Genomic DNA, 25,669 nt, shown 5'->3' with positions numbered 1-25,669 from the left:
ATTATAATTTATGTGGTAAAAATGGGTAATTCTCTTGTTCGTATACTACGTCGTACATTACGTTTAAATCCGGATATGGTGATTCTTCTGCGAATTTCTCACACTCTTCCACAAGATCTTTTACACGCTGATCGATCGCTTCGATTTCAGCTTCTGTAGCATAGTTATTTTCTTTGATTATATCTAATACCTGAGTGATCGGGTCGATTTTTTTGTATTCTTCCACCTCTTCTTTTGTACGGTAGTGTTGTGCATCCGACATTGAGTGACCTCTATAGCGGTATGTTTTGATTTCAAGGAAAGTTGGTCCGTCTCCACGTCTTGCTCTTTCCATTGCTTCATGCATCGCTTCAGCTACTTTAATAGGATTCATTCCATCTACCGGTCCACATGGCATTTCGTATCCTAATCCCAGTTTCCAGATATTGGTATGATTGGCCGTACGTTCTACGGAAGTTCCCATCGCATAACCGTTGTTTTCAACGATAAACACAACCGGAAGTTTCCACAACATTGCCATATTAAACGCTTCGTGTAACGATCCCTGACGTGCAGCTCCATCTCCGAAATAGGTTAAGGTAACACCACCCGTTCCGAAATATTTATCCGCAAAAGCGATACCAGCTCCAACCGGAATTTGCGCCCCCACGATACCGTGACCACCGTAAAAACCGTGTTCTTTAGAGAAAATGTGCATCGAACCCCCTAATCCTTTTGAGGTTCCGGTAGCTTTCCCTAACAACTCCGCCATTACTCTTCTCGGATCCACACCCATACCAATTGGCTGAACATGGTTACGATAAGCCGTGATCATTTTGTCTTTGCTTAGGTCCATTGCGTGAAGTGCACCTGCTAAAACAGCTTCCTGTCCGTTATACAAATGCAAAAAACCTCTAACTTTTTGTTGTATATATAATGCAGCCAGTTTGTCTTCGAACTTTCTCCAGAACTGCATGTCCTCATACCATTTAAGGTAAACTTCTTTTGTGATTTCTTTCATATTGCTTTTACTTTTGCTGTTGCACCGTATTGATTTGACAAAGCATAATACAGCACCTTACACAATTTTGCGAACGGCAAAAATAAGACATACTCGGAAGAAGTAAAAATTTACAGGAATGTATTTTTGTTATTTTTTTATCAAGTTTTAAAAAAGGGGTTCGGATAAACCGTTCTTTTTAAAACAACAAAATCTTCCAGCCTTATTCTTTCACAATTCTACACAAAACCGTTATACCGACAACATGTCGGTTACAGGAATTTTTTATCGAAATGAAACGGTAATATATTTTGCAATGAATCCGATTTATACACTTCCCCAACTTCGCCCATAAAGTACAGTTCAATTGGTTTTTCCTGACGGAACTCGTATTCGGCAATCGACTGACGACAAGCACCACAAGGCGGTATTGGTGATTCGACTGGTTTTTCATCGGAAGTAGCCGAAATCGCAATTTTTAAAATCTGCGCTTCCGGATATAAGGCACCCGCCTGAAAAATCGCCACTCTTTCGGCACAAAGTCCCGATGGATAGGCTGCATTTTCCTGATTGGATCCAACTACCACTTTTCCATTATCCAATAAAATAGCCGCACCTACTCTAAATTTCGAATACGGCGCATAGGCTTTCTTACGGATTGCAACCGCTTGCTCCATTAATGGTTTTACTTCATTTGGCAATTCATTTTCAGAACCGTATACCCAAAATGACGTTGTCACATCTATTTTCTTCATATTAAAAACTTCTTTTAGACAAAAAATCCAAATTCCGGATGGAATTTGGACGCTTTGTTTATTATATTATTATCTACTAATATTCATCATAGGAATCTCCGAAATTGAATGTCAGGGAGAAACGTAAGGTATTTTCAAGCGGGTTTCTCACTTTCGATGTTGAGAACAAATAAGAAACATCCACTTTTACAACACTGTATTTGAATCCGGCACCCATTGTAAAATATTTACGAGCTCCTTTTAATTCACTTTCATTAAAGTATCCGGCACGTAAAGCGAATGAATTCTGATACATGTATTCTGCTCCCAAAGCCCATGTAAACTCTTTTAACTCTTCGCTCATTCCACCCGGTGCATCACCAAACGATTTAAACATTCCGGAAACCCATCCTGTTTTACGGTAATCGGAAATCGCGATATTACGGTCGTTACTATCGATAACACCATCACCATTAAGATCGGTAACCTCTGGTGGCGTTGGCACTAATAATTTATTTACCTCTCCCATTACGGATACTTTATTGTATTCGTCCAGGATAAAATCAAATCCAGCACCTAATTTCAAGTTAGCCGGAAGGAAGTTACTACTTAGATCGTCGTTATCGTAACTAATTTTTGGCCCCATATTCTGGAAGTTAAAACCCGCTCTCCAACGTCCGTCGAAATCAGAATACGCAATTTCTTCCGACTGGTAGAAACCGGCAACGTCAACGGCGAAAGTATTGGCTGCAGAAGCATCATTTGTTCCGTCGTTAATTTTCAGATTCGAACGGATATAACGTCCGGCAACCGCCATTGCGAATTGATCACTCAATTTCAAAGAGTAAGACGCATCCAAAGCGAATTCGTTCGGACTCACAGTATTTAACTGATTCCCCAACGCATCGGTTAACTGGATATCTCCTAATCCGAAATAACGCAAGCTACCGGCAAAGGCACTACGTTCGTTGATTTTATTAAAATAGGTTATCTGACCTAATGATATATCATTAGCAATAGAAGTAAGATAAGGCGTATAACTCACAGAAAACCCTTGTTTTGTCAAGGCGAAAGCATATTTAGCCGGGTTGTATTGTTGCGAATAAGCATCAGAAGAACTCGATACACCGATATCTCCCATACCCGCCGCTCTGGCATCGGCAGCAATCATTAAAAAAGGAACTCCGGTTGTAATAACTCTATCCTGTGCTTGCATCCATTGAGTTGCGCCTGCAAACAAACACAACGATAATATTGCAATTTTTCTCATTAGCTATTATTTGATTTAATTGAACAAATATAATATTTTATTAAAGGATTACAAGTTTTTCGTACTTTTCGGCCCTTTTATTTGAAACGGAAGATTTAACCGTTAGTTTATATACATAGACTCCTTTTCCAATCCGATCGCCAAAATCGTCTCTTCCATCCCACTTGATATCTCGTGACAGAAAGCCCTCAGTCATAATGGATTGATTGATGGTTCGCACCACTTTTCCGGTAATTGTCATGATCTGAACCTGCACATCCAACGGTTCGTACGGACTGTTGTGTGTGAACCAAAATTCAGTATAACTTACAAAAGGATTCGGATAATTTAACACTTTATCCAGCTCCAAACCTTCATCACCCACCACCACAAACTGAATTTCAGCCGTTACCAGATTGTTATACACATCCCACGCTTTAAACGTAAGCGTATGCAATCCTTTTGCCAGATTCCGGAACGGAAACCGCAGTTTTCCTTTGGTATAATCGTCCGGAAACGTTTCGTAATAATCGTTCATCACATACGGCTTGGTTTCATCGCCATCCAGAATCCCGATAATATCGTGTCCGATACCACTGGCGGTATTAATTCCATTTTCATCTTCCAGAAACGCCAGCAAATACGGCGACGCATTCGTAATTCCGCCCGACACAAACGATTCGTCATTCATATACAAACGTACTTTTGGCGGTGTATTATCGACAGCTGCATTTGGATTTACCCCTCCGATTTTAATCAGCGTATCATAGCCGGTCTGATTTTCCAATATCTGCTTTTTCTTCGCGTAAAAACTAACCCTTCCGTTACCCACCGGCACCCGGATATCCTTAGGCATTACAAAACCAAACTCGAAAACACCATTGTTCACCGACGCATTTCCTCTGAAAACGGTTTCTCCCAGGGTTTTAAAATTCATAATAATCAAACCATTACTATTGGAAGCACCGTTATTACCTAACGTACTTCTTGCAATTTTCTTATCAAAAATCTGCACGGCCAGATCGCCATTATACGACGGCAACGGATTCCCGATTTCGTCGGTCACTTCACCAGCCAGTTTCACATACGAAAGCGCCTGTAACGCATCGTTAAATTGCGCCACCGGAACATCATTCACTTTTGTAAGTCGGATTTTTGGTTTCGGGATCGCCAGCTTCATTGCCGGATCACCGATAAAAAACACCACATTCCGGTTCTCGGTCAGGTTTTCATTTTTCGTTTTGCGAAGTGCTTCCGACATCGTATCGTACACATCCGACCCATAGGAATACAGGAATTTACTCAGCGATTTATTCATATTTAACCCGGTAGTAATTCCGATTTCCCGGGTTGTCGCTACCAAAGCCACCGCTCCGCCGGCGGTATTCCAATACATATATTCCCCTCCCGTTGGACGATACGGATTATCAAAACGGGTAAACTCACACGTAATCGTAATAAACAACGGATAACGAAAACGATTCGTCAGATTTTGCGCATCCGCTTTATCAAAAATACGTTCGGCAGCCAAACCATCTTCCCCACCGTGACCGAAGTAATTCACCGCCAAAGCTCCCTGTGCAAAAGCCTCTAATATATCCTGTCTTGCTTTCGGATAACGTTCCCCTCCGGCAGCCACTTCCTGTAAATAGGAATCAGTATGAATTTTCTTTACATTCACAAATGGTTTTTTCTCATACAATTCATCCCCCAGTCTATCCAGGTCAAACTGTAAAGTCGCATCGGTCGTATTATCGGCGTCATCCGAAATCAACACATAATTATTGCGCCATCTGCCATAGGATCGTTCGTCAAAATACTCCAACGCTTTGGTAACCATATCGCTCGCCTGCTGACCTGAACCTACCAACATCCTCCCCACCGCAATATCCAAACCTGCAGTCGTTAACATCGGCCCTTCAGTCGGATCCATCAACACATAAAAATCATCCGACATAAAAGTGGCGTAGGCAGAGAAATTCTGCGAATTATTTACTTTAGGATCATTTGGATTGAGTCCATGGAAAACCGGCACTATATTTGTATTGTTTGGAATCCTGTTTTTATAATCAAAAGAAGCATCGCCAAACATATTTACATATCGCACTCTTTTAGTTGGCGTTGAGGCATTCCAGTATACATATTTTATAAAATTCCGAATTGCAGCAATATCCTGTTTTCCGGACGAAAACTCCTGATAGATATTTTCGAGGTTAACCACTTTTACATTTAACCCGGAGTTATTACGGTGGTAATTTGCCAATCGTTCCGCCTGACCGTTTAAAGAAGCCGGCGTTATAATCAGATAATCTACATCCTGGAATTCACCCTGTTGGTTTTTAAAAATCGTTCCTTTTAAATCCTGATTCGGGATACGACCTGCCCCATCATTCATCGGCGAATACAAATCATTATAATCGACCGCTACATATTTACGGACTTCCCCCAGATTTGCTTTAAACGAAAACGTAGCCTGTCCCTGATTATCGAATTTGGTTACATTATAAATATCCGTCACATCCCAAACCTGTCCGATACCGGAAGCATTCGACAGTATATATTCGGCCACACCTATATTATTGGCCGCATCATTTCTGTAGAACAAAAACTGTTTTCCATAACCAGCCAATTGCCGTTGCGATTCCAATGCAATATAATCGAGATACCCATTAGACGAAGGCACTCCTCCGTTATCATATGTCAGCTTTACCGAAATATCTCCGGAAGTAGCCGAAAAAGTATTTTCAAGTAAGGTCTCATAAGCTGCCACATGCACATCCTGACTCAGCGCATTAAAATTGGCTGTTCCAATACTTTGCTCGTTTGCTTTTACCTGAAAAGAAGAATTTCCATAGGAAGCCGAAGCCATATTCACGCGGATTTTTACCGGTACAGAAGTCACAAGATTTGGAATCTGAAATTTAAACGTCTGTTCGTTTTCAATGGCAAACATTTCTCCAAACCATTTTCGCCCCAATCGGCCGATATTCACCTTATCCACTTCGTGAAACTGATAATCGTCAAACTGATTATAGGTCACCGTTGTAGCCTGCGACGGTTGCACATTGGTATTGATCCGTTTACCCGGACCCCCTTTTGTGGTAATATAATAATGCGAACGATCGGCATACAGATTCACATTCGTAAGACTCTCCTTATTCCAACCTTCCGGGCCTTCGGCATAAAAAATGATATAATCATATTCACCAAAATCGCCATCCCCTTCACCGATCACCTGAATTGCATTTTCTTCCAGATCATCCGGATAAGGCGTACTGTTTAACAGTGGCAACATGCGCCCACCGTTCCCGTAGATTTTAATATTTCTCGGATCCACTCCTGTATTCATACCGAGTTGCTGTAAAAAAGCCCTAGATATTTTATAAACTCCTGATTTTTCGACATAAAAACGATAAAAATCACCCGAGGCCAGTACCGAATTCGCAACCGCTGACACATTCATATTCTGAGAAGCGATTCGGGACGAACCACCATTTGAAAATTCGGCATCCAGCGAAACCACTCTTTTAAACGTTTCGCCTACCTTAATAATAGGAGAAAAAATCAGCACGGCTTTTTGTTCGTCTCTTGCGATAAAATGCTCCAGTTTTTCGTTTAGTTTATCCGGCAAAGATGCTACCGAAAGATCATTAAGATCGCTACGACTAATGGATTCGTAAACCACATTCGAAATTTTCAACGATCGGGTATCGATAGTACCATTAATCGGAATCGCTTTTTTAAAACGGATACTCTTCAGATCGGCATTAAACTCGAAGTTCTCAGCCGCAAATTGCGGCACCTTATAATTAACGGTCTCATACTGTATTCCTGCAGCCGGTTTCCATTCAATTACAATGTGCTCTTTCTGCTGCGCGAACGACAGCAGACTCGTAAACAAAAAGATAAAGAGTATATATTTTTTCATCAAGATCAAAACGTATTAATTACAGAGATATTACAAAGAGAAAAAATATTTTTTGGAAAAACTAATTTCGCACTATATATAAATAAAAAGGTCGCTTACACAATATCTGAATACAACTAGCGTTCTTTATATTAGATTTAACAAAAAATTATAATTAGTTTTAATAAATCACAAAAAAATTGTTGCCGTTTAACGGTTAATGATTATATTGCGGCACTAAAATTATACCTAACTGAAAGTATGAAAATCAACAGAATTATGGCTTTACAATTGATGGCAGCATTATCGCTATCGATTGGTTTTACTAGTTGTAGTAAAAAATCGGGGTCAAAAGGAACTTCTGCAGCTACTGGTTGGAAAATCAACGATAAGAAAGGTGGTTTCCAATACAATGCGAAGTACAAAAAGCAAGAAACCCCTCCTGGAATGGTTGCCGTAGAAGGTGGAACATTCACTATGGGTAAAGTGCAAGATGACCCGATGCACGATTGGAACAACACTCCAAACCAACAACACGTACAGTCGTTTTACATGGATGAAACCGAGGTAACGAACTTTATGTATACGGAGTACCTATTCTGGTTAAAAACCATTTTCCCACCGACAGACGAGAACTACAAAAACATTTATGTTGGTGCGTTACCGGATACTTTGGTATGGAGAAATCGTTTAGGATATAACGAAACAATGACTAACAACTACCTTAGACACCCTGCTTATGCAAACTACCCTGTAGTTGGTGTAAACTGGATTCAGGCAGTTGAGTTCAGCAAATGGAGAACAGACCGTGTGAATGAGGCTATTTTGGAGCGCGAAGGATACTTAAAAAAAGACTCTAAAATTACAGAAGTAAAAGCAGAGAGCACTTTTAGTACAGAATCGTATTTAGCTTCCCCTACATCTACATATGGAGGAAACGAAGAACTTGTTTACAAAGGACAACGAAATAAATTAGCGGCTAAAGAAGATGCTAAAAACGTTTACGCCCAAAGAACGTCAGGTATCATCTTACCGGAATACAGACTACCAACCGAAGCAGAGTGGGAATATGCTGCTGTTGCATTAGGTGGAATCCGTGAGTACAACACCTACAAAGGGAAGAAAAAATACCCTTGGAGTGGACAGTACACCCGTTCTGGAAAAAGACAATACAGAGGTGACCAGTTAGCGAACTTCAAACAAGGAAAAGGAGACTACGGAGGAATTGCCGGATGGTCTGACGATGGTGCTGACATCACTAACGAAGTTAAAAAATACCCGCCAAATGATTTCGGTTTATACGATATGGCTGGTAACGTAGCCGAGTGGGTTGCCGATGTTTACCGACCTATTGTAGATGATGAAGCGAATGACTTCAACTACTATAGAGGTAACATCTATATGAAAAACAAAATTGGTGAAGACGGCAAAGTGGAAATGGTTACTACTGAAAACATCGCGTATGACACGCTAAGTAACGGTAGAATCGTAGCACGTAACTTCCCTGGACAAATTGCTCAGGTAGCTATCGACGATAACGAAACGTATTTAAGACAAAACTTCTCGAAGAGTGATAACCGAAACTATAGAGATGGTGATAAACAATCGACTCGTTTCTACAACTTCGGAAATGAAGAAGAAGGAACTGACGAGAAAAAAGACGACAAAAACAGAATGTACGATTCACCGAAACACTCTGTAACAAAAGACAGTCTTGGAAACCTTGTTCGTAAATACGACCACTCTGATAAGAGAACAACTTTAGTAAACGACGACAGTAGAGTTTACAAAGGTGGATCCTGGAGAGACAGAGCTTACTGGTTAGATCCTGCATCAAGAAGATATTACCCGCAGGATATGGCTACAGACTATATCGGATTCCGATGTGCAATGTCTAAAGTAGGTCCTAAATCAGGTAAGAAAAAAGCCCGAGGATAATTAAATTTTCATACATACTTTAAAAGCCCTAAACTATTTTAGGGCTTTTATTTTTTTAGTACTTTCACCACATGAAAATAGAAGAACTTTACCAGTGTTTTTTACAGTGTTCCAGCATTTGTACTGACACCCGAAAAATAGAACCCAATTCGTTGTTTTTCGCCCTTAAAGGCGACAACTTCGACGCGAATACCTTTGCCGCCGAAGCCCTTACCAAAGGTGCCTTATTTGTTGTAATTGACGATAAAAAATACCTTACCGACGAAAACAAAATGCTTTTGGTTCCTGACAGTCTGAGAGCCCTACAAGGATTGGCTAATTACCACCGTATCCAATTAGGCTTACCGATTATTGCACTTACCGGTAGTAATGGTAAAACCACTACAAAAGAACTGATCAATGCAGTGTTATCACAGCAATATCAAACCAAAGCAACCGTTGGTAACCTCAACAACCATATCGGTGTTCCGCTTACGCTTTTATCGTTTAACGAAGACACCGACATCGGAATCGTTGAAATGGGCGCCAATCATCAGAAAGAAATCGAAATGCTATGCCGTATCGCCCAACCGGATTTTGGTTATATTACCAATTTCGGGAAAGCCCATCTGGAAGGTTTCGGCGGAACGGAAGGCGTAATCAAAGGAAAAAGCGAATTGTATCAGTATTTGGAACAAAACGAAAAAACCGCTTTTGTCAATCTGGATGATCCGATTCAGGAAGAAAAAACAAAAAACATTACCCGTTATACCTTTTCACAAAAAGGAAATAGTGATGTTGTGATCCAATCCGTTTCGGCTAATCCGATGGTGAAAATCGGCGTGAAAAACATTACAATACAATCCCACCTGATCGGGATTTACAATGCCAATAATATCAATGCGGCCATCAGTATTGGAAACTATTTTAATGTTTCGACGGAAGCCATTAAAACGGCCATCGAAAATTATATCCCGAGCAATAACCGCTCGCAGCTAATCGAGAAAAACGGAAACCATATTATTCTGGATGCCTATAATGCCAATCCGAGTAGTATGACCGCAGCATTGGAAAACTTTGCGCAACTCGAAGACGGCTCGAAAATTGCCATTTTGGGGGATATGTTCGAACTGGGAACCGAAAGCCTGAAAGAACATCAGAACGTCGTTTCGTTGGTGAGTCGTACGCCGGAAATCAAAACCTATTTTATCGGTAAGGATTTCTTTGCGTCAAAAGTTGATCAGCCACATTTGCATTTCTTTTCCAGTTTTGACGATTTTACCCATTCATTTCAAAATGAGATCCCAAAAGCCCATACGATCCTGATAAAAGGTTCGCGTGGAATGGCGCTCGAACGAACACTGGAACTCTTATAAAAAGGTCGCTGCAAAAAATGCAGCGATTTTTTTTTATCTCTTTTTGTAACAATCGCATCACAACTGCATCAAAAGAAAACAAATCTTAAAATGCAGTTATGATGAAAAATGCAATTCTCACTTTATTCCTACTTTTCAACCTTTCATTTGGCTTTGCGCAACAACAGGCTTTTGACGTAAAAGTGATTGGTAAAGGACAACCGATACTTCTTATTCCGGGTTATTCCTGCAGTGGCGCAGTTTGGAAAGAAACCGCTGATCATTTAAAAAACAACTATCAATTGCATATCCTGACGCTGGCCGGTTTTGCCGGTGTAAAACCGATTCAGGATCCGGTATTACAAACCGTACACGATCAACTGATACAATATGTCAAAACCAACAAATTAAAAAAACCAATGCTGATCGGTCATAGCCTGGGTGCTTTTATGGCATTATGGGTAAGCAGTTCGCAACCGGATCTTTTTGGTAAAATTGTTTGCGTAGACGGCGTTCCGTTTATTTCGGCACTAACCAAACCCGAAACAACGGTAGCCGCTTTAAAAGACGATCCGCGTTTTAATAAAGAAGCTGTGATCAATAATTTCAAATCCATTCCGAACGACAACTATGTTGCTAACATGACCCAAATGATGCTTTATCAGGTTCGCGATACGGCAAGAGCCAAACAGATCGCCGAATGGAGCTTTGCCAGCGATCGTACAACATTGGGATCGACCATTGTGGAAATGTCGTTAACCGACCTTCGCACGGATATTGCAAAAATCAAAAGTCCGGTATTGATTTTAACCAGTATCTTTAACACTAAAGAAAACAGCGAAAAAATCTATAACGAACAATATGCTGCTTTACAAAACAAAACCATTAAAGTCGCCGACAGTAAGCATTTTATAATGTACGACGCTCCGGAATGGTTTTACAGCGCAATAGACAACTTTCTAAATCAAAAATAAGCGTGTCGACAGAACAACAGCAAGACAGTCAATTCCGGGAATTATATGCGACCTACTCGGCCAAAATACACCGGATCTGTTTGGGATATACCGGAAACCATATGGAAGCCGATGATTTACTTCAGGAAGTATTTATTCGGATCTGGCAAAATCAGAACAAATTCCGGGGCGAATCGCAAATCAGCACCTGGATCTATCGGATTGCAGTAAACACCTGCCTCTATCACATCCGTTCGCAAAAAAACAAACAAACCGACGAACTCCAACCCGAACTGGCAACAATCGATCACGACGACAACAATGAAAAAGAACAGCAAATCCAGTTGCTCTACAAATGCATCAGCGAGCTTAACGAATCCGACCGTTTGATCATTACAATGTTACTGGAAGATGTTCCCTATAGCGAAATTGCCGCGGCAACCGGAATTACGGAAGGTAATTTACGAGTAAAAATACACCGGATAAAACAACAATTAAACACCATTTACAGTAAATATGAAAGCGTTTGACAATCTAAAAGAAATCTGGCAACAACAAAGTACCGGTGCGCTACCTGATGTTACTGTTATCATCAATAAAGCGAAAAAAGAGCAACAATCCATGACACGAAAAATAGGCATTCAGGTTATTATTTTAATGCTTACCGTTATATTTCTGGCCTGGCTGGTAAGTTCGTTCCCTTTTAAAATGGCGACAACCTTTATGGGTATCGGACTAATGTTTGCTTCGATATTCGGATATTCTGCTTTGCGATTACTCATGGTTCGCAAACTTCAAAAGACCGATCTCACAGCATCGCCTCAAATCGCTTTACAACAGATCAGAGAATTCTATAATTTTCAACAAAAAGTAAATACGATGTACACCCTTATCTATTATATTGTCATGAATATTGCCTTTGGGCTTTATGCAATCGAAGTCGCAGATCCCCTATCCATAGCCTCCAAAATCATTTTCCTGACTTTATATGTTGTTTGGATGCTTATCGCCTATTTTATAATTGGCAAAAGACAAATCCGGAAAGAACATGCCAAAACCGAAAGCATTATTACCGCATTAAAGGAAATCGAAGCAAATTACGATAAATAATTATCTCCCTCTTCATATTCCACACCTGACAGGTTTTTAAAACCTGTCAGGTGTATCTAACCAGGTCAGGTGTATATTATTTTGTAACTTCGTAAAAACCTGACATTCGACCTTTTGAAAAAAACAATCCTTCTTTTGGCAACAAGTATGCTGTTTGTGGTTTCCTGTTCCGTACCGAAACAAAATACAACAACCGTTATCCGTAAATCTGCAACTGATTCCCTTACCAATCGGTTACAGCAGCTTTACAACAAAGGTTATTTTAACGGATTTGGTGTTGCCATTGTAGATGATCAAGGGGTGCGTTATAAAAACGGATTCGGCTATGCCGACCAGGCGGCTCACAAAGCCTATACCGTACAGACCATCCAAAGCATTGCCTCCATCTCGAAAACATTGGTTGGTATTGCCCTGCTAAAAGCACAGGAACTCGGAAAACTCCGATTGGACGATCCTGTTAATTCGTATCTTCCATTTGAAGTGATCAACCCAAACTTCCCGGAAACTACCATTACGATCCGGCATTTGGCTACGCATACTTCGACGATACTGGACAACGAAAATTATTTAAACAAGAACTATTATCTAAAACCCAATCAGGATCTAAACGGTTTGCCTTTAGTATTCGATGACACTCAAATATTAAATCCAGCGGATTCGGTTGTAAGCTTGGCTGTTTTCACAAAAGAAATGCTAGCTGCAAATGGAAAATGGCACAACGCGGATACTTTTTTAAACAAAGCGCCGGGCGTGCACTATGAATACTCCAATACCGGAACGACATTGGCCGCTTATATTATCGAACGCGCCACCGGGGAGCCTTTTGATGTTTTTACGCAAAAACACATCCTTAATCCGCTACAATTAAAAGATTCCGGTTGGAAATTCGACGCTATAGATTTGTCCCGTTTGTCCCGCTATTATCAGGATCCGGAAACACTACTTCCCTATTACACTATGAGTTCGTATCCGGATGGTGGTTTTATGACTACAATCAACGATCTGAGCAAGTACCTACAGGAACTGATCCGCGGTTATAACGGTAAAGGTACAATACTATCCAAAGAAAGTTATCGTGAGTTTTTTAAACCACAATTATCCGCCGGACACTTTACCGAACGAAACACTCAGAATCCGTATAGCGAATCGTATAATACCGGGATTTTTATAGGTTTTGGTTATACCGGTTATATTGGTCATACCGGTGGCGATCCCGGTGTTATGGCCATGCTTTTTTTTGATCCGAAAACCAGTACCGGACGTATCATGATGTTTAATACCAACTTTTCAACTCCGGAAGGTAATCAGGTATTTTATCAGATATGGGATGCTTTGGGACGCTAAGCTACTACACCTGACAGGTCTTAAAAACCTGTCAGGTGTAGGAACTAGCAGCAAATCAAAGTAGAAACTGCTGTACTCTTTTAAAAAAATCTGATTTATAAGTATCTCCCAGTGGTAAGCTTTTATTCAAAACCCAAACTTCATTGGTATCGGTTTTTTCTATTTTCCCAAGTGCCACCATATAGGATTTATGTATTTTCACAAACCGGTCTTCCGGCAAATGCTCTTCAAAATGTTTTAAGGTATTATAGGTAATCACCTGCTCCTCACCGGTATGAATTACCACGTAATTCTTAATACTCTCGATATAATAAATCGCATTTATAAGAACCCTTTTATACCGGTTTTTGCCATCCGTTTTGATAAAAAAGTAATCCTCCTGTACTTCGGCAACGGGTTTTGGTTTTGATGAATCTGAAATTTTCCGCACTTTTTCGACAGCGCCAATAAACCGGTTAAATGCCACCGGTTTTAGCAGATAATCGACAGCATCTTGCTCGAAACCTTCCACGGCAAATTGCGGATAAGCGGTTGTAAACACCACCTTAACCTTTCCTTTTATAAGGGCTGAGAGTTGTAAACCCGTAAGATCCGGCATCTGAATATCCAGAAAAACAATATCGGGTAACTGTTGTTCGATTAGATGCAAGGCTTCCACGGCACGGGTTGCGGTTCCGATGCATTCCAATCCGGGTAATTGTTCCACATACTTTTGCAGCAGTCGTATTGCCGGTGGTTCGTCATCTACAATTATACAGGTTATAGGTTTTTGCATCATAACAATGGGATATTTAAAACGACGGTATAGGTATTTTCTGTTTGATCCACGAGTAAACTATGATTATCCGGAAACAAAATTGCAAGTCGTTGTACGATATTTTTCTGTCCGACACCACTAACATCATAATGCTGACTCTTTCGATAGCTATTAGACGCACGGAAAACCAATCGGTCGTTTTGTATTGTAAAATCAAACACCACCGGATGGTTTGGATCGTCCAAAATTCCGTGTTTAAAGGCATTTTCCACAAAATGAATCAGTAGCAATGACGGAATTCGATATTCTTTTAGCTCATGTGGATAGTGATATTCCACTGGAATTGTTCCGTCAAAACGCCGTTGGAAAAGCGCAATATAATGCTGCAAAAACTCCACCTCATCGCGAAGCAATACCCTGTCGTTTTCATTTTCATACGTCACATAGCGCAACATCTCAGACAATTTCATAATATCATCGGCCACTTTAGGCTGCGTATCATACAAATCCGAGTAAAAGCTATTGAGCGTATTAAATAAAAAATGCGGGCTCAACTGATTTTTAAGCACTTGTAACTCGGCCTGCTTTTTTTCCAACTGCAGGCGGTTCATCTTCTCATTGGTTGTCCAAAGGTATTTCAGGAAATAACCAACAATACTAAGTAACAAGGTACGTATCACATAATATGAATTATCATATACATAATAAGCCACCGTAAGTGCTTCCATCACATAATTATGATTTCCGGTAATCCGGTAAATGATCACTTCTTCGATTATAAAACGTAGCGTCGGAAACAGAAAAAACAACCCCAACTGACATAGGGCAAAAAGTTTCCATTTTTTGTACGGAATTGTCTTCGGACACACCCACAGATAATTCAGATAAAACAACACCATTTGCAATAACGTAAATCCGGTTCCCTGAAGTGCCTTCCAGAAAAAAGCGTTATTGCGATCCTTCATGATATCTTCCAGCAAATGATCCAGAAGCATCACCACGACCCAAAAGACAATATGATACTGTATTTCTCTTTTTTTAGACATACCACTAAAGTATGTTTTTTCCGGATAGTCCGAAAACCGTATCCGACAAAACCAGGAAAATCCGATACGAACTCCCCGTTTTACACAACCAAATTTTTTATATGCCATAATCGTCCGTTTATAAGACAATCGTGATGCTTTATCCTTTTTAGAAAAATGACTGTTTAAAGCGGTCTACTCTTGTATTATAAAATCAGCCTATGAAATCATTTCACTATTTAGCAGTCTTTTTACTTATTCCAATTGTACTATCAGCACAAAAACTCACCGGAAATGCCTCCGATTCCAAGGGCGAATCCCTTCCCTATGCTTCTATATTCGTAACGGATACCTTACAAAAAAACATAGTATCGGCACATACCGACGAGCAGGGAAACTTTAGCCTTGCTATCTCCGAAACATTTCACAGCGGCACACTCACCATCCGTTATATGGGTTACGCCGACTATAGTCAAAAAATAGCGGCCCGCGATTTCCCGCTTCGCTTAAAAGCTATCCTGCAACCGGCGGCCAATACAACCTTAAACGAAGTGATCGTTAAGGCAAAACAAAATGCCATTACCATGAAAGGAGACAAAATGATTTTCAACATCGATATGGCTGGCGTCGGACTGGGCAATAACGGTCTCGAAACCTTACGTCAGGTTCCCGGTATTCAACTTGATAAAGACGAAAATCTGCTTTTCCGCGGTAATGGAGACATTCAGATTATGATCAATGGAAAGAAAAGCGCCCTTCAAGGGGAAGCGCTCCGCGAATATATCCGATCGCTAAAAGGTGATGACATTGCTTCGATAGAAATTATTGCGCAACCATCGGCGCGTTATGATGCATCGGGGACCGCAGGTATCATCAACATTATTTTAAAACGGAAAAAAGAAAAGCATCTAAGCGGAAACGCCTACGCCTGGGCCTCTTACGGTGAATATTTTAAACACCAATATGGCAGCCGTATGTATTACAGCGATTCGCTATGGAACATCAATGGAAATATGTCCTATTACAAAGGTAACTCCGTAAACCACCGTCATATCCGACAGGACATCACCGCGCCTGAAGGCAACCGTGTTATTGATCAATATAACAAATGGCGACCTGAAACCGTTTCCAAAAGCCTTAACCTCGCTGTGGAACGTAAACTTAGTGAAAAACAACTAATCAGTACGGATTGGTACTATTTCCGCTCCGATGCTGATGAAAACACCTATGGCACTACCTACGAATTCCTGAATAACGCGCCTGTGACTACCGTAAACCTAAGCAAACACGAACAAAAACCCTCAGAACGCTTAACCGGAAATGCTTTTTACAGTTTTGTGACCGACAGTACGACGACCAAACTGGATATACAGGCGAATTTGGCGCGCTATACCACATCTTCATCCGGTTTTCAACGCAATGATTATGCCGACAATTCCTATATGCAACTCAACGGCACCAATACAACCAAGTATACCATTGTTACCACTCAGACCGATCTTCGTCAGCGTCTGGCGCAAAAACTATATCTGGAAAGCGGACTTAAATATTCGTATATCCATATGGATTACTACAATGGTTACGATGCCTACAACAGCGGTTTATCCATCATACCTGACAGTCTTTTGATCAATAATTTCACCTATAAAGAACACCTTACGTCCGCCTATGCACAAGTGGACCTTAGTCTGGGCAAATGGAATTTTATGGCCGGACTTCGCGCCGAGTATTTTCAATATGAAGCCAACTCACCCATCAATCATCAATCCCATTCGAATCGTTACACCAACCTCTTCCCTTCCTTTTCCATCAATTATAAAAAAGAGAACAACCAATACCAATTGAGCTATAGCCGCCGTATTGGTCGACCGGGCTATTTATCGTTAAATCCATATTATTTATATCTGGATGCCTATACACTTCAAAAAGGAAATCCGGCTTTAAAACCGGAGTATTACCATAGTCTTCAGTTGAGTTATATTTATAAAAGTGCTTTACATCTAAGCCTCTATGGTTATTTATACAACAATGGTTTTACCGATGTGATTGCCTATCAACCGGAAGGAAACTACAACATCAACTATAAAGCCAATGCGTCGACCGGAAAGAAAATCGGATTTTCGGCCACCTATCCCTACCAGATAGCGCCATGGTGGACGATGCAATTCAACTTTGAAGGCACTTACTCTAGCGAATCGTCGGATATTCCCGAATTTTCATATCAGGGTAACGGTTTCCGTCACGAGATCAATTTGTATGAAAACTTCACTTTTAAAGACTGGACACTCAATATAAACGGATTTTATGTCGGACGTTCGACCACACCAAACGGCTATTCGAAAGCCATTGGCGACTTTAGCGTATCGGCAAAAAAGAACCTGTTCAACAAAACGCTACAGTTATCCGGTGGTTGTACTAATATTCTGAAAAAAAGTTTCTACCAACGTGTTACAGAAATTCAAAATGTGACTACCGATTGGACCAACCGATGGGAAACCCGACGCTTTTATGTGCAGGCAACGTATTATTTTGGCGGTGGAAAATCCAAATCGGTCAAAGCTGCTTCGCTTAATGAAGAAACCAACCGAATGTAGTAAATCTCACTATTTCCAAAGTAAACCCCTAAAAACCAGTCAGAAAATCGGCTGTTTTTTTTATGCCTATTGATTTTTTATTTAAAATCATTTGCGCAACCGAATAGTTTCATATATATTTGCAACTGATTGGTTTCATATAAAAAAGAACAGATTATGCGACGCGATATATTTCAAGCCATTGCCGACCCAACCCGAAGAGCCATACTCACATTGATTGCCGTACAGGCAATGACCCCCAATGCGATAGCCGAACATTTTAACACGACGCGGCAGGCTGTTTCCAAACACCTGAAAATACTAACCGAATGTCAGTTGTTAAAACAGGAACAACAAGGACGGGAAATTTATTACCAGCTTGAAATCGACAAGATGAAAGAAATTGATCAATGGCTGGAACAATTCCGCACGATATGGGAAAGCCGTTTCGAACAACTCGACAACCTATTAGACCACCTTAAAAACCAACAAAAATGAAACACAATTTACAGTTTGATTTCCTTGCCGACAAGGAGAAGAACACTTTGACTATTAGACGTGAGTTTATGGCCAACCGTCAATTGGTTTGGGATTGTTATACCAAAAGAGAACTATTGGATCAGTGGTTTGCGCCAAAACCGTTAACCACCAAAACCAAAACGATGGATTTTAGCGAAGGCGGTCATTGGCATTATGCGATGATCGAACCCAACGGTACCGAATATTGGAACTGGATGGCCTACCAGAAAATCAAACCAATCGATTACTACACGGCCTGGGATGCTTTTGCTAATGAAGCCGGCGATTTGAACAAAGACCTTCCCAGTTCCGACTGGCTGGTAAACTTTACCGATAAAGGCGACAATACGTTGGTCGAAACCATTGTAACCTATAAATCCTTATCCGATCTGGAAACCGTAATTCAAATGGGCATGGAACCGGGAATGATTGCCACACTTGAAAAACTGGACGAATTACTATTAATCTTAACCCGATAACATATGTCTAAAATCACAATTAACGCTACTATTTCTGCTGACAAAGACAAAGTCTGGAATTATTACACACAACCGGAACACATTACCCAATGGAACTTTGCTGATCCATCCTGGCATTGTCCGAAAGCGACAAACGACATGCAGGTTGGCGGTACCTATAGCGCCCGAATGGAAGCTCGGGACGGTAGTTTTGGTTTTGAATTTGAAGCCATTTATAACGAAATCAGCGATGGCAAACACTTTAGCTACACCATGCCAGACAGCCGACAAGTAACCGTAACTTTCCATGAAAACGATAACGCAACCGATCTTATTATTACCTTTGATCCGGAAAATCAAAATCCAATTGAAATGCAACAAAACGGATGGCAAGCTATTTTAAACAACTTTAAAAAATATGCCGAAAGTCATTAAATATAAAAGGACATACTCGATAGTATGTCCTTTTATATTTTGAATTTGATACTTAAGCTTTTCGAACAAATTCCGACTTTAAAGCCATTGCTCCAAAACCATCGATTTTACAGTCGATATTATGATCACCATCGGTAAGACGGATATTTTTTACTTTGGTTCCCGCTTTAATCGGCCCTTTAGCACCTTTAACCGGAAGGTCTTTAATTACAATTACCGCATCGCCATCCTGTAAAATATTCCCATTTGAATCTTTTATCACCAGAACTTCTTGCGAACCTACTTCGGCAGGATTCCACTCGTGTGTACATTCCGGACAAGCATACGCTTCATCATTTAAATAATACCCGTAAGGCGATCCGCATTGCGGACATGTTTTCATTTCGTCAGACATAATCGTTTCGTTACTTATTAAAAATCGGTATTGCCATTATTTGCAATAATAGCAATTTCGCTATCTATTTATTGTTTATCTTCTAAAAAACACTTTCCGGTTTAACAACTTTAGTGTGTATTCCGCAAAATTAGCATTTTACCTCAAACTACATCGTAATTTTCCCGATATCTTCCGGAATTGATAAACAAAAACAGATTTTACAAATTTGAATTTAATAAATGACGAAGAAAAACGGGTTAAAAAATGAACCCCGCACGAATGCAGGGTTATAAAACGGTCCTTATAATGGATAAGAACAGCTCTTACTCCAAAACCTTTTTCATCATGATATCGGTTTGTTCCTCATTACCCAATCTGAAAATATGGGTATCAAAAGCCACGAATCCGTTTTTGGTATAAAATCGAATCGCCCGGTGATTTTCTTCCCATACGGCCAACCATACATAAGCTTTTCGATCCTTTTGTGCCGTGTCCAATGCTTTTTCATATAGCAACTGACCCACTTTTTGTCCGTGGTAGCTGCTTTTCACATAAATACGTTCGATCTCAAGAGCCGTATCGTCTTGCAATTCGGTTTGTGCTGTTCCGGAATTTAACTTTAGATAACCGACAGCCATTGTCCCATCCCAAGCCATAAAAAACTGTGAATCCGGATTGTTTAATTCGGCCGTTAACCTCGGAATATTAAAACTATTTTCGAGATACTGCTCCATGTTTTCTGCGGAATTATTTTCCGAAAACGTTTCAAAAAACGTCTCTTTTGCCAAGGCTTGCCATACTTCCATATCCTGAAGCGTAATTTCCCGAATGATTATCTTTTCCATATTATTTGCTTTTTGTGTTTATATCGGTAATGTAAACCGTACTTTTTCTTTCCCGATTCCGCCGATACGTTTGTAAAAACGGATGGCTTTTTCATTAAAATCAGGCGTTTGCCATTGCATGTTGATACAATTTTGGGTTTGTCCGATTTCGATTACTTTTTCCATCAAAGCTTGACCGATTCCAAAATTACGATACGCGGCTTCCAGATACAAACAATCCAGATAAATAAACTTTTGCGCCTCCCAGGTGGAAAAATCAAATGTATAGGTCGCATAACCGATCACTTCACCAGCCACTTCCGCTACAATACCGTATAACTTTTTGTTATCCGAAAAAAGAGCGTCGTTTAGTTTTTCCTTTTTACCACGAGCCTCATACGTCGCCCGTTCGTAATCGGCATGTTTCGCGCATAAGGCAACCAAGGTATCGAGATCGGTTGCTTTGCATTCCCGTATTGTAAATTCCATTGTAATTATTCTTTTGTGCTGTCAAAATTAAATTGATAATAGATTATCTTTATCATCCAATACTATTATTATGAATAGTCCAATACTGCATTCTTTATTCGAAAACATCGTACTTGATCCTTCTATAGCGCGTCCGGTATACTTACAACTGGCTGATATTTTGCTTGATTTTATCAAAAAAGGCACACTCCGATCAGGTCAGCAACTACCTTCTACCAGAGATCTTGCCGGACTATTGCAAATTAACCGGATCACCGTAGGAAAGGCATATGAAGAACTGCAAATGCAAGGATGGTTAGAAAGTTTTGTCGGTCGTGGTACTTTTATCTCCGCCCATCTTGTGGATCATGAACCGGAAACACTAACCGGCAATCGGCATAGACCGGCTATGAAAAAAGCAGGCTTTAGTATTCCCTTTCAAAACTATCCGGATAAGGCAACCGATATCTTTATACCGGAGCTTCATCTGGACGACGGTTATCCCGATCCGAGTCTGGCGCCTTTAAAGGAACTGTACCGCGCCTACCGCAACCAGCTCACGCGCGGCGGACTTTACCACCGGTTTGGCAGTTATAACGATCCGGCCGGCCCGCAATATTACCGGGAAACTTTATCGGAGTACCTCAACGCGACACGCGGCTTAAAAACAACCGCTCAGAATATACTTTCCGTACGCGGAACCCTAATGGGCATCAATCTGGTTTGTACCGCTTTGATTCGCCCCGGCGATGTAGTGGTTTCCGGAATTCCCGGTTGGAAAAGAGCCGATCATAATTTTCTTCATGCCGGCGCACATCTTATTGGTATTCCGGTCGACGAACACGGTATTGTTGTTGATGCGCTAAAAGAAATATGTCGGACGCAAAAAGTGCGAATGGTTTATGTGACCCCACACCATCATTATCCAACAACCGTTTCCCTACGTATTGACCGGCGTTTGGAGTTATTACGACTGGCCAATGAATACGGTTTTATCATTTTTGAAGACGATTACGATTTTGATTTTCATTACAAACACCGTCCGTTATTACCTTTAGCCAGCGCCGATGAAAACGGAATGGTGATGTATTGCGGCTCTTTTAGCAAAAGTTTTTCGCCAGCCTTTCGAATGGGCTATCTGGTCGGTGCGGAAAACGTGATCGAACATCTGGCACAGGTTCGGATTTTATTGGACCGACAGGGCGATCATATGCTCGACAATGCGATGGCCACTATTTTACAGGACGGAACACTACAGCGCTATACACGAAAAGCGATTGCCATTTATGAAGAACGACGGAATTTGTTTTGTGATTTACTCACCAACGAATTATCCGATGCGGTCACTTTTACCGTTCCGGAAGGTGGTATGACGGTTTGGACGACTTTTGCCGATTCCATCAATCTGGAATCATTGGCTCAAAAAGCACTTCGAAAAGGTTTATTACTATCCGATGGAAAAACACATCAATATTCGGATTACAGCACCAATTCGATCCGATTGGGTTTTGCTTCGGCATCGAAAGACGAATTGACCCGAAGTGTTGCTATCCTAAAAAAAATACTGTAAAAACAAAAAACGACACCTATCCGGGTCGTTTTTTATAATCCAATTCTCAGGGTGCTTTCTCAATATAGTCAGCCTCATACAACTGATTCGGCAATAAATAAACTACATTTTCCTGAAAGTCAAAAAAGGTGTTAAATCGCTTTAAAACATCACTTCCTAAAATATGAACATTGGCACCGCGTACCGGTTTGTTGGTTGTTAAAATCTGAGCCGGTACATTTTTCAGCTCGTGCTTCCCTATTTTCAGGCTTTCCAGCTTGGAAGTTACCACCGGAATCTTATTTTTCATTATACCAAGAAGTGTATCTGTACGAATTACTGCCATTTCAGCAACCGGGAATTTCGACTTGTTTAAAAGATCATTGTCCAGGACAGCCGTTTTCTGGTATCCGGTATCAAACATAAACCAGTCTTTTAGGGTCTTCCTGCCTTGTGTTATCCGGCCTTCGATATAAAATACCTGATTAAAATATTTCATTTTAAACTTGTCAACCGCTTTGTTTTGTTTTACGGCTTTTGGCAGTTTTGAATGCACAACCATGATATTTTTATCGTAATTGAGCTCGACAATATAACCGTCGAAATTATCCCAGCCTAAAAGACCGTCGACACCATGGCCTGCTAATTGGATATCGTAAACCTTCGATTGGTACGTTCTGCTTCCAACTTTAATGTCATGTAGCGTATTATACAGATCCAGTTTGCTTTTCACCTTGTTTTTTAAGGCCTCTTCAATCAGCACCACTTCGGTAGCACCCGAATCGAAATTCAGATTTAACGTATCCATTTTGTTTAACACCACTTTAATCGAATTGGTATTGTGCTTATTAATGGCAAATGGGATCGTATCGTGAACTTCCGGTTGTACGCGTCTAAAATTTTTCACCTCAGGACTTTGAATTCGGGTATAACAGGAATCCTTTCCATTGAGCAAAACAATAAAATCTTTTTGTTGCCCGGGTTTTAATTTAAAACTAATGGAATCGATATCCGTTTTAAATTTTACCGTAACCGGTTGTACCAACTTATTGGTTGTAAAGACATCGATTTTAATTTCCGGACTTAAATTCCATTTCTTTAGCGGTTGCCCGACTTCCTGAATTGTTGCTGTTTTGGCATTCGCTTTGATCACCGGTAATCGGTTTTGTGAAAAGCCATAAGCCGAAAGCAACAGAAGAAACGTAAGACAGTAATGTTTCATTTGATTTTAACTGCGTTTAATGATTGAATGATTTCGCACAAATATAGAGTAAGTCACAAATGAGAGAGATATTTTAATCTCTTTTAACACATTCGGTTTTAAAACAAAACAACCCCGGATATACCCAAAATGTGTTGGATAATCCAACACCGAAATGCAGAACTCCACAAACGACTGATCCAACCTAAGAAATAGCGGAATCTTTTCTTCATATAAAATTTTTATGATTTTTTTTGTAAATATTTGGCTATATAAATAATCGGCCTATTTTTGCCAGACTCATCATTTCATCCGGATGGAGTTAAAAACGATCTTATTAACCACTATGACTTAAATTAACTATGAATTATTTTTACATTGGAGGAGGAGCGATTGCACTCCTGATTATTTATTCGTTGTTCACCTCAAAAAAGAATCTGAAAAAAGCACCTGAAAAACTGATCGATGCAAAGAAAAAATTTGACGACGGCGAAATCAATGCGTCCTTAAGAGCTTTGGGAGAAGCATTTGTAATCCCATATGACAACCATGTAAAACCCGAGCAGAAAGTCCACCTTATCGCGGTATTGGATCTGTTGAGAAAGGTATTTGCCGAGATGAATATTTCGGGTAGCAAACTTATCGATCCGCTTTATGACAAACTTAGTAATTCTGTTAATGCCAATGTGGTACTTAACGAGGGCAACTACAAACAGCTGCAAAATTTCTTTGATCAAACCAATACTGATGCGAAACTGGTTAACTACCTAAAGAATTCTGTTTTTAATGGCGAGATAACCATGTCGAATGCTACAACTTCAGACCATTCATCATTTCCGGAAACCAGCAACAGAACTACACCTTTTATCAATACGGCCGGAAAGCTGATCATGAGTCGCAAATATCAGGACGCGATCGATGTATATCGAAACGCACTCAACGAAGAATGGGACGATACTGACAAAGCGTTTCTAAATGATCAGTTGGCTTCCTGCTATCTTATGAATAAAGACCTGGCAAATGCCGAAGCGCATTACAAAGAAAGTATTGCTATTAAATCGTATTTTCTTAACAACTGGAACTACGGTGACTTCCTGATTTACCACAAGCGTAAAACAGATGCCGAAATACAGCTTCCAAAAATTGAAGCACTGATAGCGTCTCCGTCTGACAAAAAAGAATACAACAAATTGCTGAAAAATTTCGAAGCGTTAAAATAATAATCCAATCAAAAAATATGGAACGTATTGATCAGGACGAATTAAAAGCGATAATCAGCAATGATGCTTTTAGCAGATACACTCACGAACAAATATTCAGAGATACAAAATATTATTTCGAATCGATGAAATCAATGCCCTTCTTTGGGGAAGAAACGCTCGGTATATATATTGACATCTACAAAGAGCTAGGCGAAAAAGACTATAGTCCAGCGTTGTACGAACTGGGGCTACTGTATTACAACGGCGAATCCTGGTTGTCTCCGGATTATGCCGTATCGTTCGACTACCATCAAAAATCGGCTGCGTTAGGCAATGCCGATGCCATGTTTGAACTGTACGTCTATTACGCCACCGGCATCGGAACCGAAATCGATGCAGAAACGGCAACAAACTGGAACCTGAAAGCGGCCAATGCGGGCAGTGACAGAGCCTGCTATAATATGGGTACTTTTTATGCCACAGGAAGCAACATGCCGCAGGATATGGAGAAAGCGATAACCTGGTATGACAAAGCTTCGCAGCTTGGAAATGTACGGGCAACAGAAACCCTGGGTCTGATGTATCGCTATGGTGAAGGCGTACCGCAGGACGAGGCAAAAGCTGATGCCTACGAAAAACGGGAAGACGAACAACGCGAGGCATTTTTACGTCAAATGGACGGAATGTAATTTTTCAGAAACAAATATACATTTGTTCCCGACGAATCTTCATTA

The 25,669-nt window shown here is 40.4% G+C and carries 23 protein-coding genes; 13 read left to right on the top strand and 10 right to left on the bottom strand.

Annotation, left to right across the window (positions count from 1 at the left end; genetic code table 11):
* Position 1: 1 nt before the first annotated feature.
* The 4 genes from pdhA to porU all read right to left on the bottom strand — a co-directional run bounded on the left by pdhA (position 2) and on the right by porU (position 6,890).
* The gene (pdhA, locus tag ABFU83_RS00745; RefSeq protein WP_347068140.1) at positions 2-1,000 is read right to left on the bottom strand and encodes a pyruvate dehydrogenase (acetyl-transferring) E1 component subunit alpha; all 999 of its coding nucleotides are present in this window, start codon (positions 998-1,000) and stop codon (positions 2-4) included.
* A 251-nt stretch (positions 1,001-1,251) separates the two neighbouring features.
* The gene (cdd, locus tag ABFU83_RS00740) at positions 1,252-1,734 is read right to left on the bottom strand and encodes a cytidine deaminase (protein ID WP_347068138.1); all 483 of its coding nucleotides are present in this window, start codon (positions 1,732-1,734) and stop codon (positions 1,252-1,254) included.
* 76 nt (positions 1,735-1,810) lie between these two features.
* Positions 1,811-2,983, bottom strand: a complete 1,173-nt coding sequence (gene porV, locus ABFU83_RS00735; RefSeq protein ID WP_300489775.1) for a type IX secretion system outer membrane channel protein PorV — start codon at positions 2,981-2,983, stop codon at positions 1,811-1,813.
* A 40-nt stretch (positions 2,984-3,023) separates the two neighbouring features.
* The gene (porU, locus tag ABFU83_RS00730) at positions 3,024-6,890 is read right to left on the bottom strand and encodes a type IX secretion system sortase PorU (RefSeq protein ID WP_347068136.1); all 3,867 of its coding nucleotides are present in this window, start codon (positions 6,888-6,890) and stop codon (positions 3,024-3,026) included.
* Between the two features lie 240 nt (positions 6,891-7,130).
* Here porU and gldJ point away from each other — a divergent pair, with 240 nt between their 5' ends.
* From gldJ to ABFU83_RS00700, 6 genes are all read left to right on the top strand, one after another.
* Entirely contained in the window at positions 7,131-8,807 is a 1,677-nt protein-coding gene (gene gldJ / locus ABFU83_RS00725) for a gliding motility lipoprotein GldJ (RefSeq protein WP_347068130.1), read from the top strand.
* A 71-nt stretch (positions 8,808-8,878) separates the two neighbouring features.
* The gene (murF, locus tag ABFU83_RS00720) at positions 8,879-10,162 is read left to right on the top strand and encodes a UDP-N-acetylmuramoyl-tripeptide--D-alanyl-D-alanine ligase (protein ID WP_347068128.1); all 1,284 of its coding nucleotides are present in this window, start codon (positions 8,879-8,881) and stop codon (positions 10,160-10,162) included.
* A gap of 98 nt (positions 10,163-10,260) precedes the next feature.
* Positions 10,261-11,115: an alpha/beta hydrolase gene (locus tag ABFU83_RS00715; RefSeq protein ID WP_347068127.1), complete on the top strand. Its 855-nt coding sequence runs from the start codon at positions 10,261-10,263 to the stop codon at positions 11,113-11,115.
* A gap of 2 nt (positions 11,116-11,117) precedes the next feature.
* Entirely contained in the window at positions 11,118-11,624 is a 507-nt protein-coding gene (locus tag ABFU83_RS00710) for an RNA polymerase sigma factor (RefSeq protein WP_230978990.1), read from the top strand.
* Positions 11,611-12,204, top strand: coding sequence for a hypothetical protein (locus tag ABFU83_RS00705; protein ID WP_347068125.1), 594 nt, complete (start codon positions 11,611-11,613; stop codon positions 12,202-12,204). Before ABFU83_RS00710 ends, ABFU83_RS00705 begins: the two co-directional genes overlap by 14 nt.
* A 114-nt stretch (positions 12,205-12,318) precedes the next feature.
* Positions 12,319-13,548 (top strand): serine hydrolase domain-containing protein, encoded by a 1,230-nt coding sequence (locus tag ABFU83_RS00700; RefSeq protein WP_347068123.1) that lies wholly within the window; start codon positions 12,319-12,321, stop codon positions 13,546-13,548.
* A 55-nt stretch (positions 13,549-13,603) separates the two neighbouring features.
* Here ABFU83_RS00700 and ABFU83_RS00695 read toward each other — a convergent pair whose 3' ends face one another.
* Positions 13,604-14,326 (bottom strand): LytTR family DNA-binding domain-containing protein, encoded by a 723-nt coding sequence (locus tag ABFU83_RS00695; RefSeq protein WP_347068121.1) that lies wholly within the window; start codon positions 14,324-14,326, stop codon positions 13,604-13,606.
* Positions 14,323-15,459 carry a sensor histidine kinase gene (locus ABFU83_RS00690; protein ID WP_347068119.1) on the bottom strand — a complete coding sequence of 379 codons (1,137 nt, stop codon included), beginning with the start codon at positions 15,457-15,459 and terminating at the stop codon, positions 14,323-14,325. Before ABFU83_RS00690 ends, ABFU83_RS00695 begins: the two co-directional genes overlap by 4 nt.
* Before the next feature lie 92 nt (positions 15,460-15,551).
* Here ABFU83_RS00690 and ABFU83_RS00685 point away from each other — a divergent pair, with 92 nt between their 5' ends.
* The 4 genes from ABFU83_RS00685 to ABFU83_RS00670 all read left to right on the top strand — a co-directional run bounded on the left by ABFU83_RS00685 (position 15,552) and on the right by ABFU83_RS00670 (position 19,315).
* Positions 15,552-17,924: an outer membrane beta-barrel family protein gene (locus ABFU83_RS00685; RefSeq protein ID WP_347068117.1), complete on the top strand. Its 2,373-nt coding sequence runs from the start codon at positions 15,552-15,554 to the stop codon at positions 17,922-17,924.
* 156 nt (positions 17,925-18,080) lie between these two features.
* Entirely contained in the window at positions 18,081-18,401 is a 321-nt protein-coding gene (locus tag ABFU83_RS00680; RefSeq protein ID WP_300489800.1) for a helix-turn-helix transcriptional regulator, read from the top strand.
* Positions 18,398-18,901 (top strand): SRPBCC domain-containing protein, encoded by a 504-nt coding sequence (locus ABFU83_RS00675; RefSeq protein ID WP_347068115.1) that lies wholly within the window; start codon positions 18,398-18,400, stop codon positions 18,899-18,901. The genes ABFU83_RS00680 and ABFU83_RS00675 overlap by 4 nt, the downstream gene beginning before the upstream one ends.
* Positions 18,902-18,904: 3 nt before the next feature.
* Positions 18,905-19,315, top strand: a complete 411-nt coding sequence (locus tag ABFU83_RS00670; protein WP_347068114.1) for an SRPBCC family protein — start codon at positions 18,905-18,907, stop codon at positions 19,313-19,315.
* A gap of 52 nt (positions 19,316-19,367) precedes the next feature.
* Here the strand turns inward: ABFU83_RS00670 and ABFU83_RS00665 are convergent, their stop codons facing one another.
* The 3 genes from ABFU83_RS00665 to ABFU83_RS00655 form a co-directional block, all read right to left on the bottom strand.
* Positions 19,368-19,709, bottom strand: coding sequence for a zinc ribbon domain-containing protein YjdM (locus tag ABFU83_RS00665; RefSeq protein WP_347068112.1), 342 nt, complete (start codon positions 19,707-19,709; stop codon positions 19,368-19,370).
* Between the two features lie 305 nt (positions 19,710-20,014).
* Complete coding sequence (locus ABFU83_RS00660) at positions 20,015-20,536, bottom strand: GNAT family N-acetyltransferase (protein WP_347068110.1); 522 nt, start codon at positions 20,534-20,536, stop codon at positions 20,015-20,017.
* 18 nt (positions 20,537-20,554) lie between these two features.
* On the bottom strand, positions 20,555-21,004 hold the full coding sequence (locus ABFU83_RS00655) for a GNAT family N-acetyltransferase (RefSeq protein WP_347068108.1): 450 nt from the start codon (positions 21,002-21,004) through the stop codon (positions 20,555-20,557).
* A 70-nt stretch (positions 21,005-21,074) separates the two neighbouring features.
* Between ABFU83_RS00655 and ABFU83_RS00650 the strand changes: the two genes are divergently transcribed.
* The gene (locus ABFU83_RS00650; protein WP_347068106.1) at positions 21,075-22,553 is read left to right on the top strand and encodes a PLP-dependent aminotransferase family protein; all 1,479 of its coding nucleotides are present in this window, start codon (positions 21,075-21,077) and stop codon (positions 22,551-22,553) included.
* 46 nt (positions 22,554-22,599) lie between these two features.
* On the opposite strand, the gene ABFU83_RS00645 is transcribed toward ABFU83_RS00650, so the two are convergent.
* Positions 22,600-23,754, bottom strand: a complete 1,155-nt coding sequence (locus ABFU83_RS00645) for an aspartyl protease family protein (protein WP_347068105.1) — start codon at positions 23,752-23,754, stop codon at positions 22,600-22,602.
* Positions 23,755-24,095: 341 nt separating this feature from the next.
* On the opposite strand from ABFU83_RS00645, the gene ABFU83_RS00640 reads away from it, so the two are divergent.
* Together ABFU83_RS00640 and ABFU83_RS00635 are read left to right on the top strand one after the other, a co-directional pair.
* Positions 24,096-24,953, top strand: a complete 858-nt coding sequence (locus ABFU83_RS00640) for a tetratricopeptide repeat protein (protein WP_347068103.1) — start codon at positions 24,096-24,098, stop codon at positions 24,951-24,953.
* 17 nt (positions 24,954-24,970) lie between these two features.
* Entirely contained in the window at positions 24,971-25,624 is a 654-nt protein-coding gene (locus tag ABFU83_RS00635) for a tetratricopeptide repeat protein (RefSeq protein ID WP_347068101.1), read from the top strand.
* The last annotated feature ends 45 nt before the right edge of the window (positions 25,625-25,669 follow it).

It is taken from the genome of Flavobacterium sp. WV_118_3 (assembly GCF_039778605.1).
Classification (GTDB): Bacteria; Bacteroidota; Bacteroidia; order Flavobacteriales; family Flavobacteriaceae; genus Flavobacterium.
Note: the sequence above shows the minus strand (reverse complement) of the source record. Positions and strands in the feature narration are given on the sequence as shown.

What these genes read in the sequence shown, in the direction of transcription:
- pdhA (WP_347068140.1), bottom strand. Translation starts at nt 1,000, where the DNA reads ATGAAAGAAATCACAAAAGAAGTTTACCTTAAATGGTATGAGGACATG.
- cdd (WP_347068138.1), bottom strand. Translation starts at nt 1,734, where the DNA reads ATGAAGAAAATAGATGTGACAACGTCATTTTGGGTATACGGTTCTGAA.
- porV (WP_300489775.1), bottom strand. Translation starts at nt 2,983, where the DNA reads ATGAGAAAAATTGCAATATTATCGTTGTGTTTGTTTGCAGGCGCAACT.
- porU (WP_347068136.1), bottom strand. Translation starts at nt 6,890, where the DNA reads ATGAAAAAATATATACTCTTTATCTTTTTGTTTACGAGTCTGCTGTCG.
- gldJ (WP_347068130.1), top strand. Translation starts at nt 7,131, where the DNA reads ATGAAAATCAACAGAATTATGGCTTTACAATTGATGGCAGCATTATCG.
- murF (WP_347068128.1), top strand. Translation starts at nt 8,879, where the DNA reads ATGAAAATAGAAGAACTTTACCAGTGTTTTTTACAGTGTTCCAGCATT.
- ABFU83_RS00715 (WP_347068127.1), top strand. Translation starts at nt 10,261, where the DNA reads ATGATGAAAAATGCAATTCTCACTTTATTCCTACTTTTCAACCTTTCA.
- ABFU83_RS00705 (WP_347068125.1), top strand. Translation starts at nt 11,611, where the DNA reads ATGAAAGCGTTTGACAATCTAAAAGAAATCTGGCAACAACAAAGTACC.
- ABFU83_RS00695 (WP_347068121.1), bottom strand. Translation starts at nt 14,326, where the DNA reads ATGATGCAAAAACCTATAACCTGTATAATTGTAGATGACGAACCACCG.
- ABFU83_RS00690 (WP_347068119.1), bottom strand. Translation starts at nt 15,459, where the DNA reads ATGGCATATAAAAAATTTGGTTGTGTAAAACGGGGAGTTCGTATCGGA.
- ABFU83_RS00685 (WP_347068117.1), top strand. Translation starts at nt 15,552, where the DNA reads ATGAAATCATTTCACTATTTAGCAGTCTTTTTACTTATTCCAATTGTA.
- ABFU83_RS00680 (WP_300489800.1), top strand. Translation starts at nt 18,081, where the DNA reads ATGCGACGCGATATATTTCAAGCCATTGCCGACCCAACCCGAAGAGCC.
- ABFU83_RS00675 (WP_347068115.1), top strand. Translation starts at nt 18,398, where the DNA reads ATGAAACACAATTTACAGTTTGATTTCCTTGCCGACAAGGAGAAGAAC.
- ABFU83_RS00670 (WP_347068114.1), top strand. Translation starts at nt 18,905, where the DNA reads ATGTCTAAAATCACAATTAACGCTACTATTTCTGCTGACAAAGACAAA.
- ABFU83_RS00665 (WP_347068112.1), bottom strand. Translation starts at nt 19,709, where the DNA reads ATGTCTGACGAAATGAAAACATGTCCGCAATGCGGATCGCCTTACGGG.
- ABFU83_RS00660 (WP_347068110.1), bottom strand. Translation starts at nt 20,536, where the DNA reads ATGGAAAAGATAATCATTCGGGAAATTACGCTTCAGGATATGGAAGTA.
- ABFU83_RS00655 (WP_347068108.1), bottom strand. Translation starts at nt 21,004, where the DNA reads ATGGAATTTACAATACGGGAATGCAAAGCAACCGATCTCGATACCTTG.
- ABFU83_RS00650 (WP_347068106.1), top strand. Translation starts at nt 21,075, where the DNA reads ATGAATAGTCCAATACTGCATTCTTTATTCGAAAACATCGTACTTGAT.
- ABFU83_RS00645 (WP_347068105.1), bottom strand. Translation starts at nt 23,754, where the DNA reads ATGAAACATTACTGTCTTACGTTTCTTCTGTTGCTTTCGGCTTATGGC.
- ABFU83_RS00640 (WP_347068103.1), top strand. Translation starts at nt 24,096, where the DNA reads ATGAATTATTTTTACATTGGAGGAGGAGCGATTGCACTCCTGATTATT.
- ABFU83_RS00635 (WP_347068101.1), top strand. Translation starts at nt 24,971, where the DNA reads ATGGAACGTATTGATCAGGACGAATTAAAAGCGATAATCAGCAATGAT.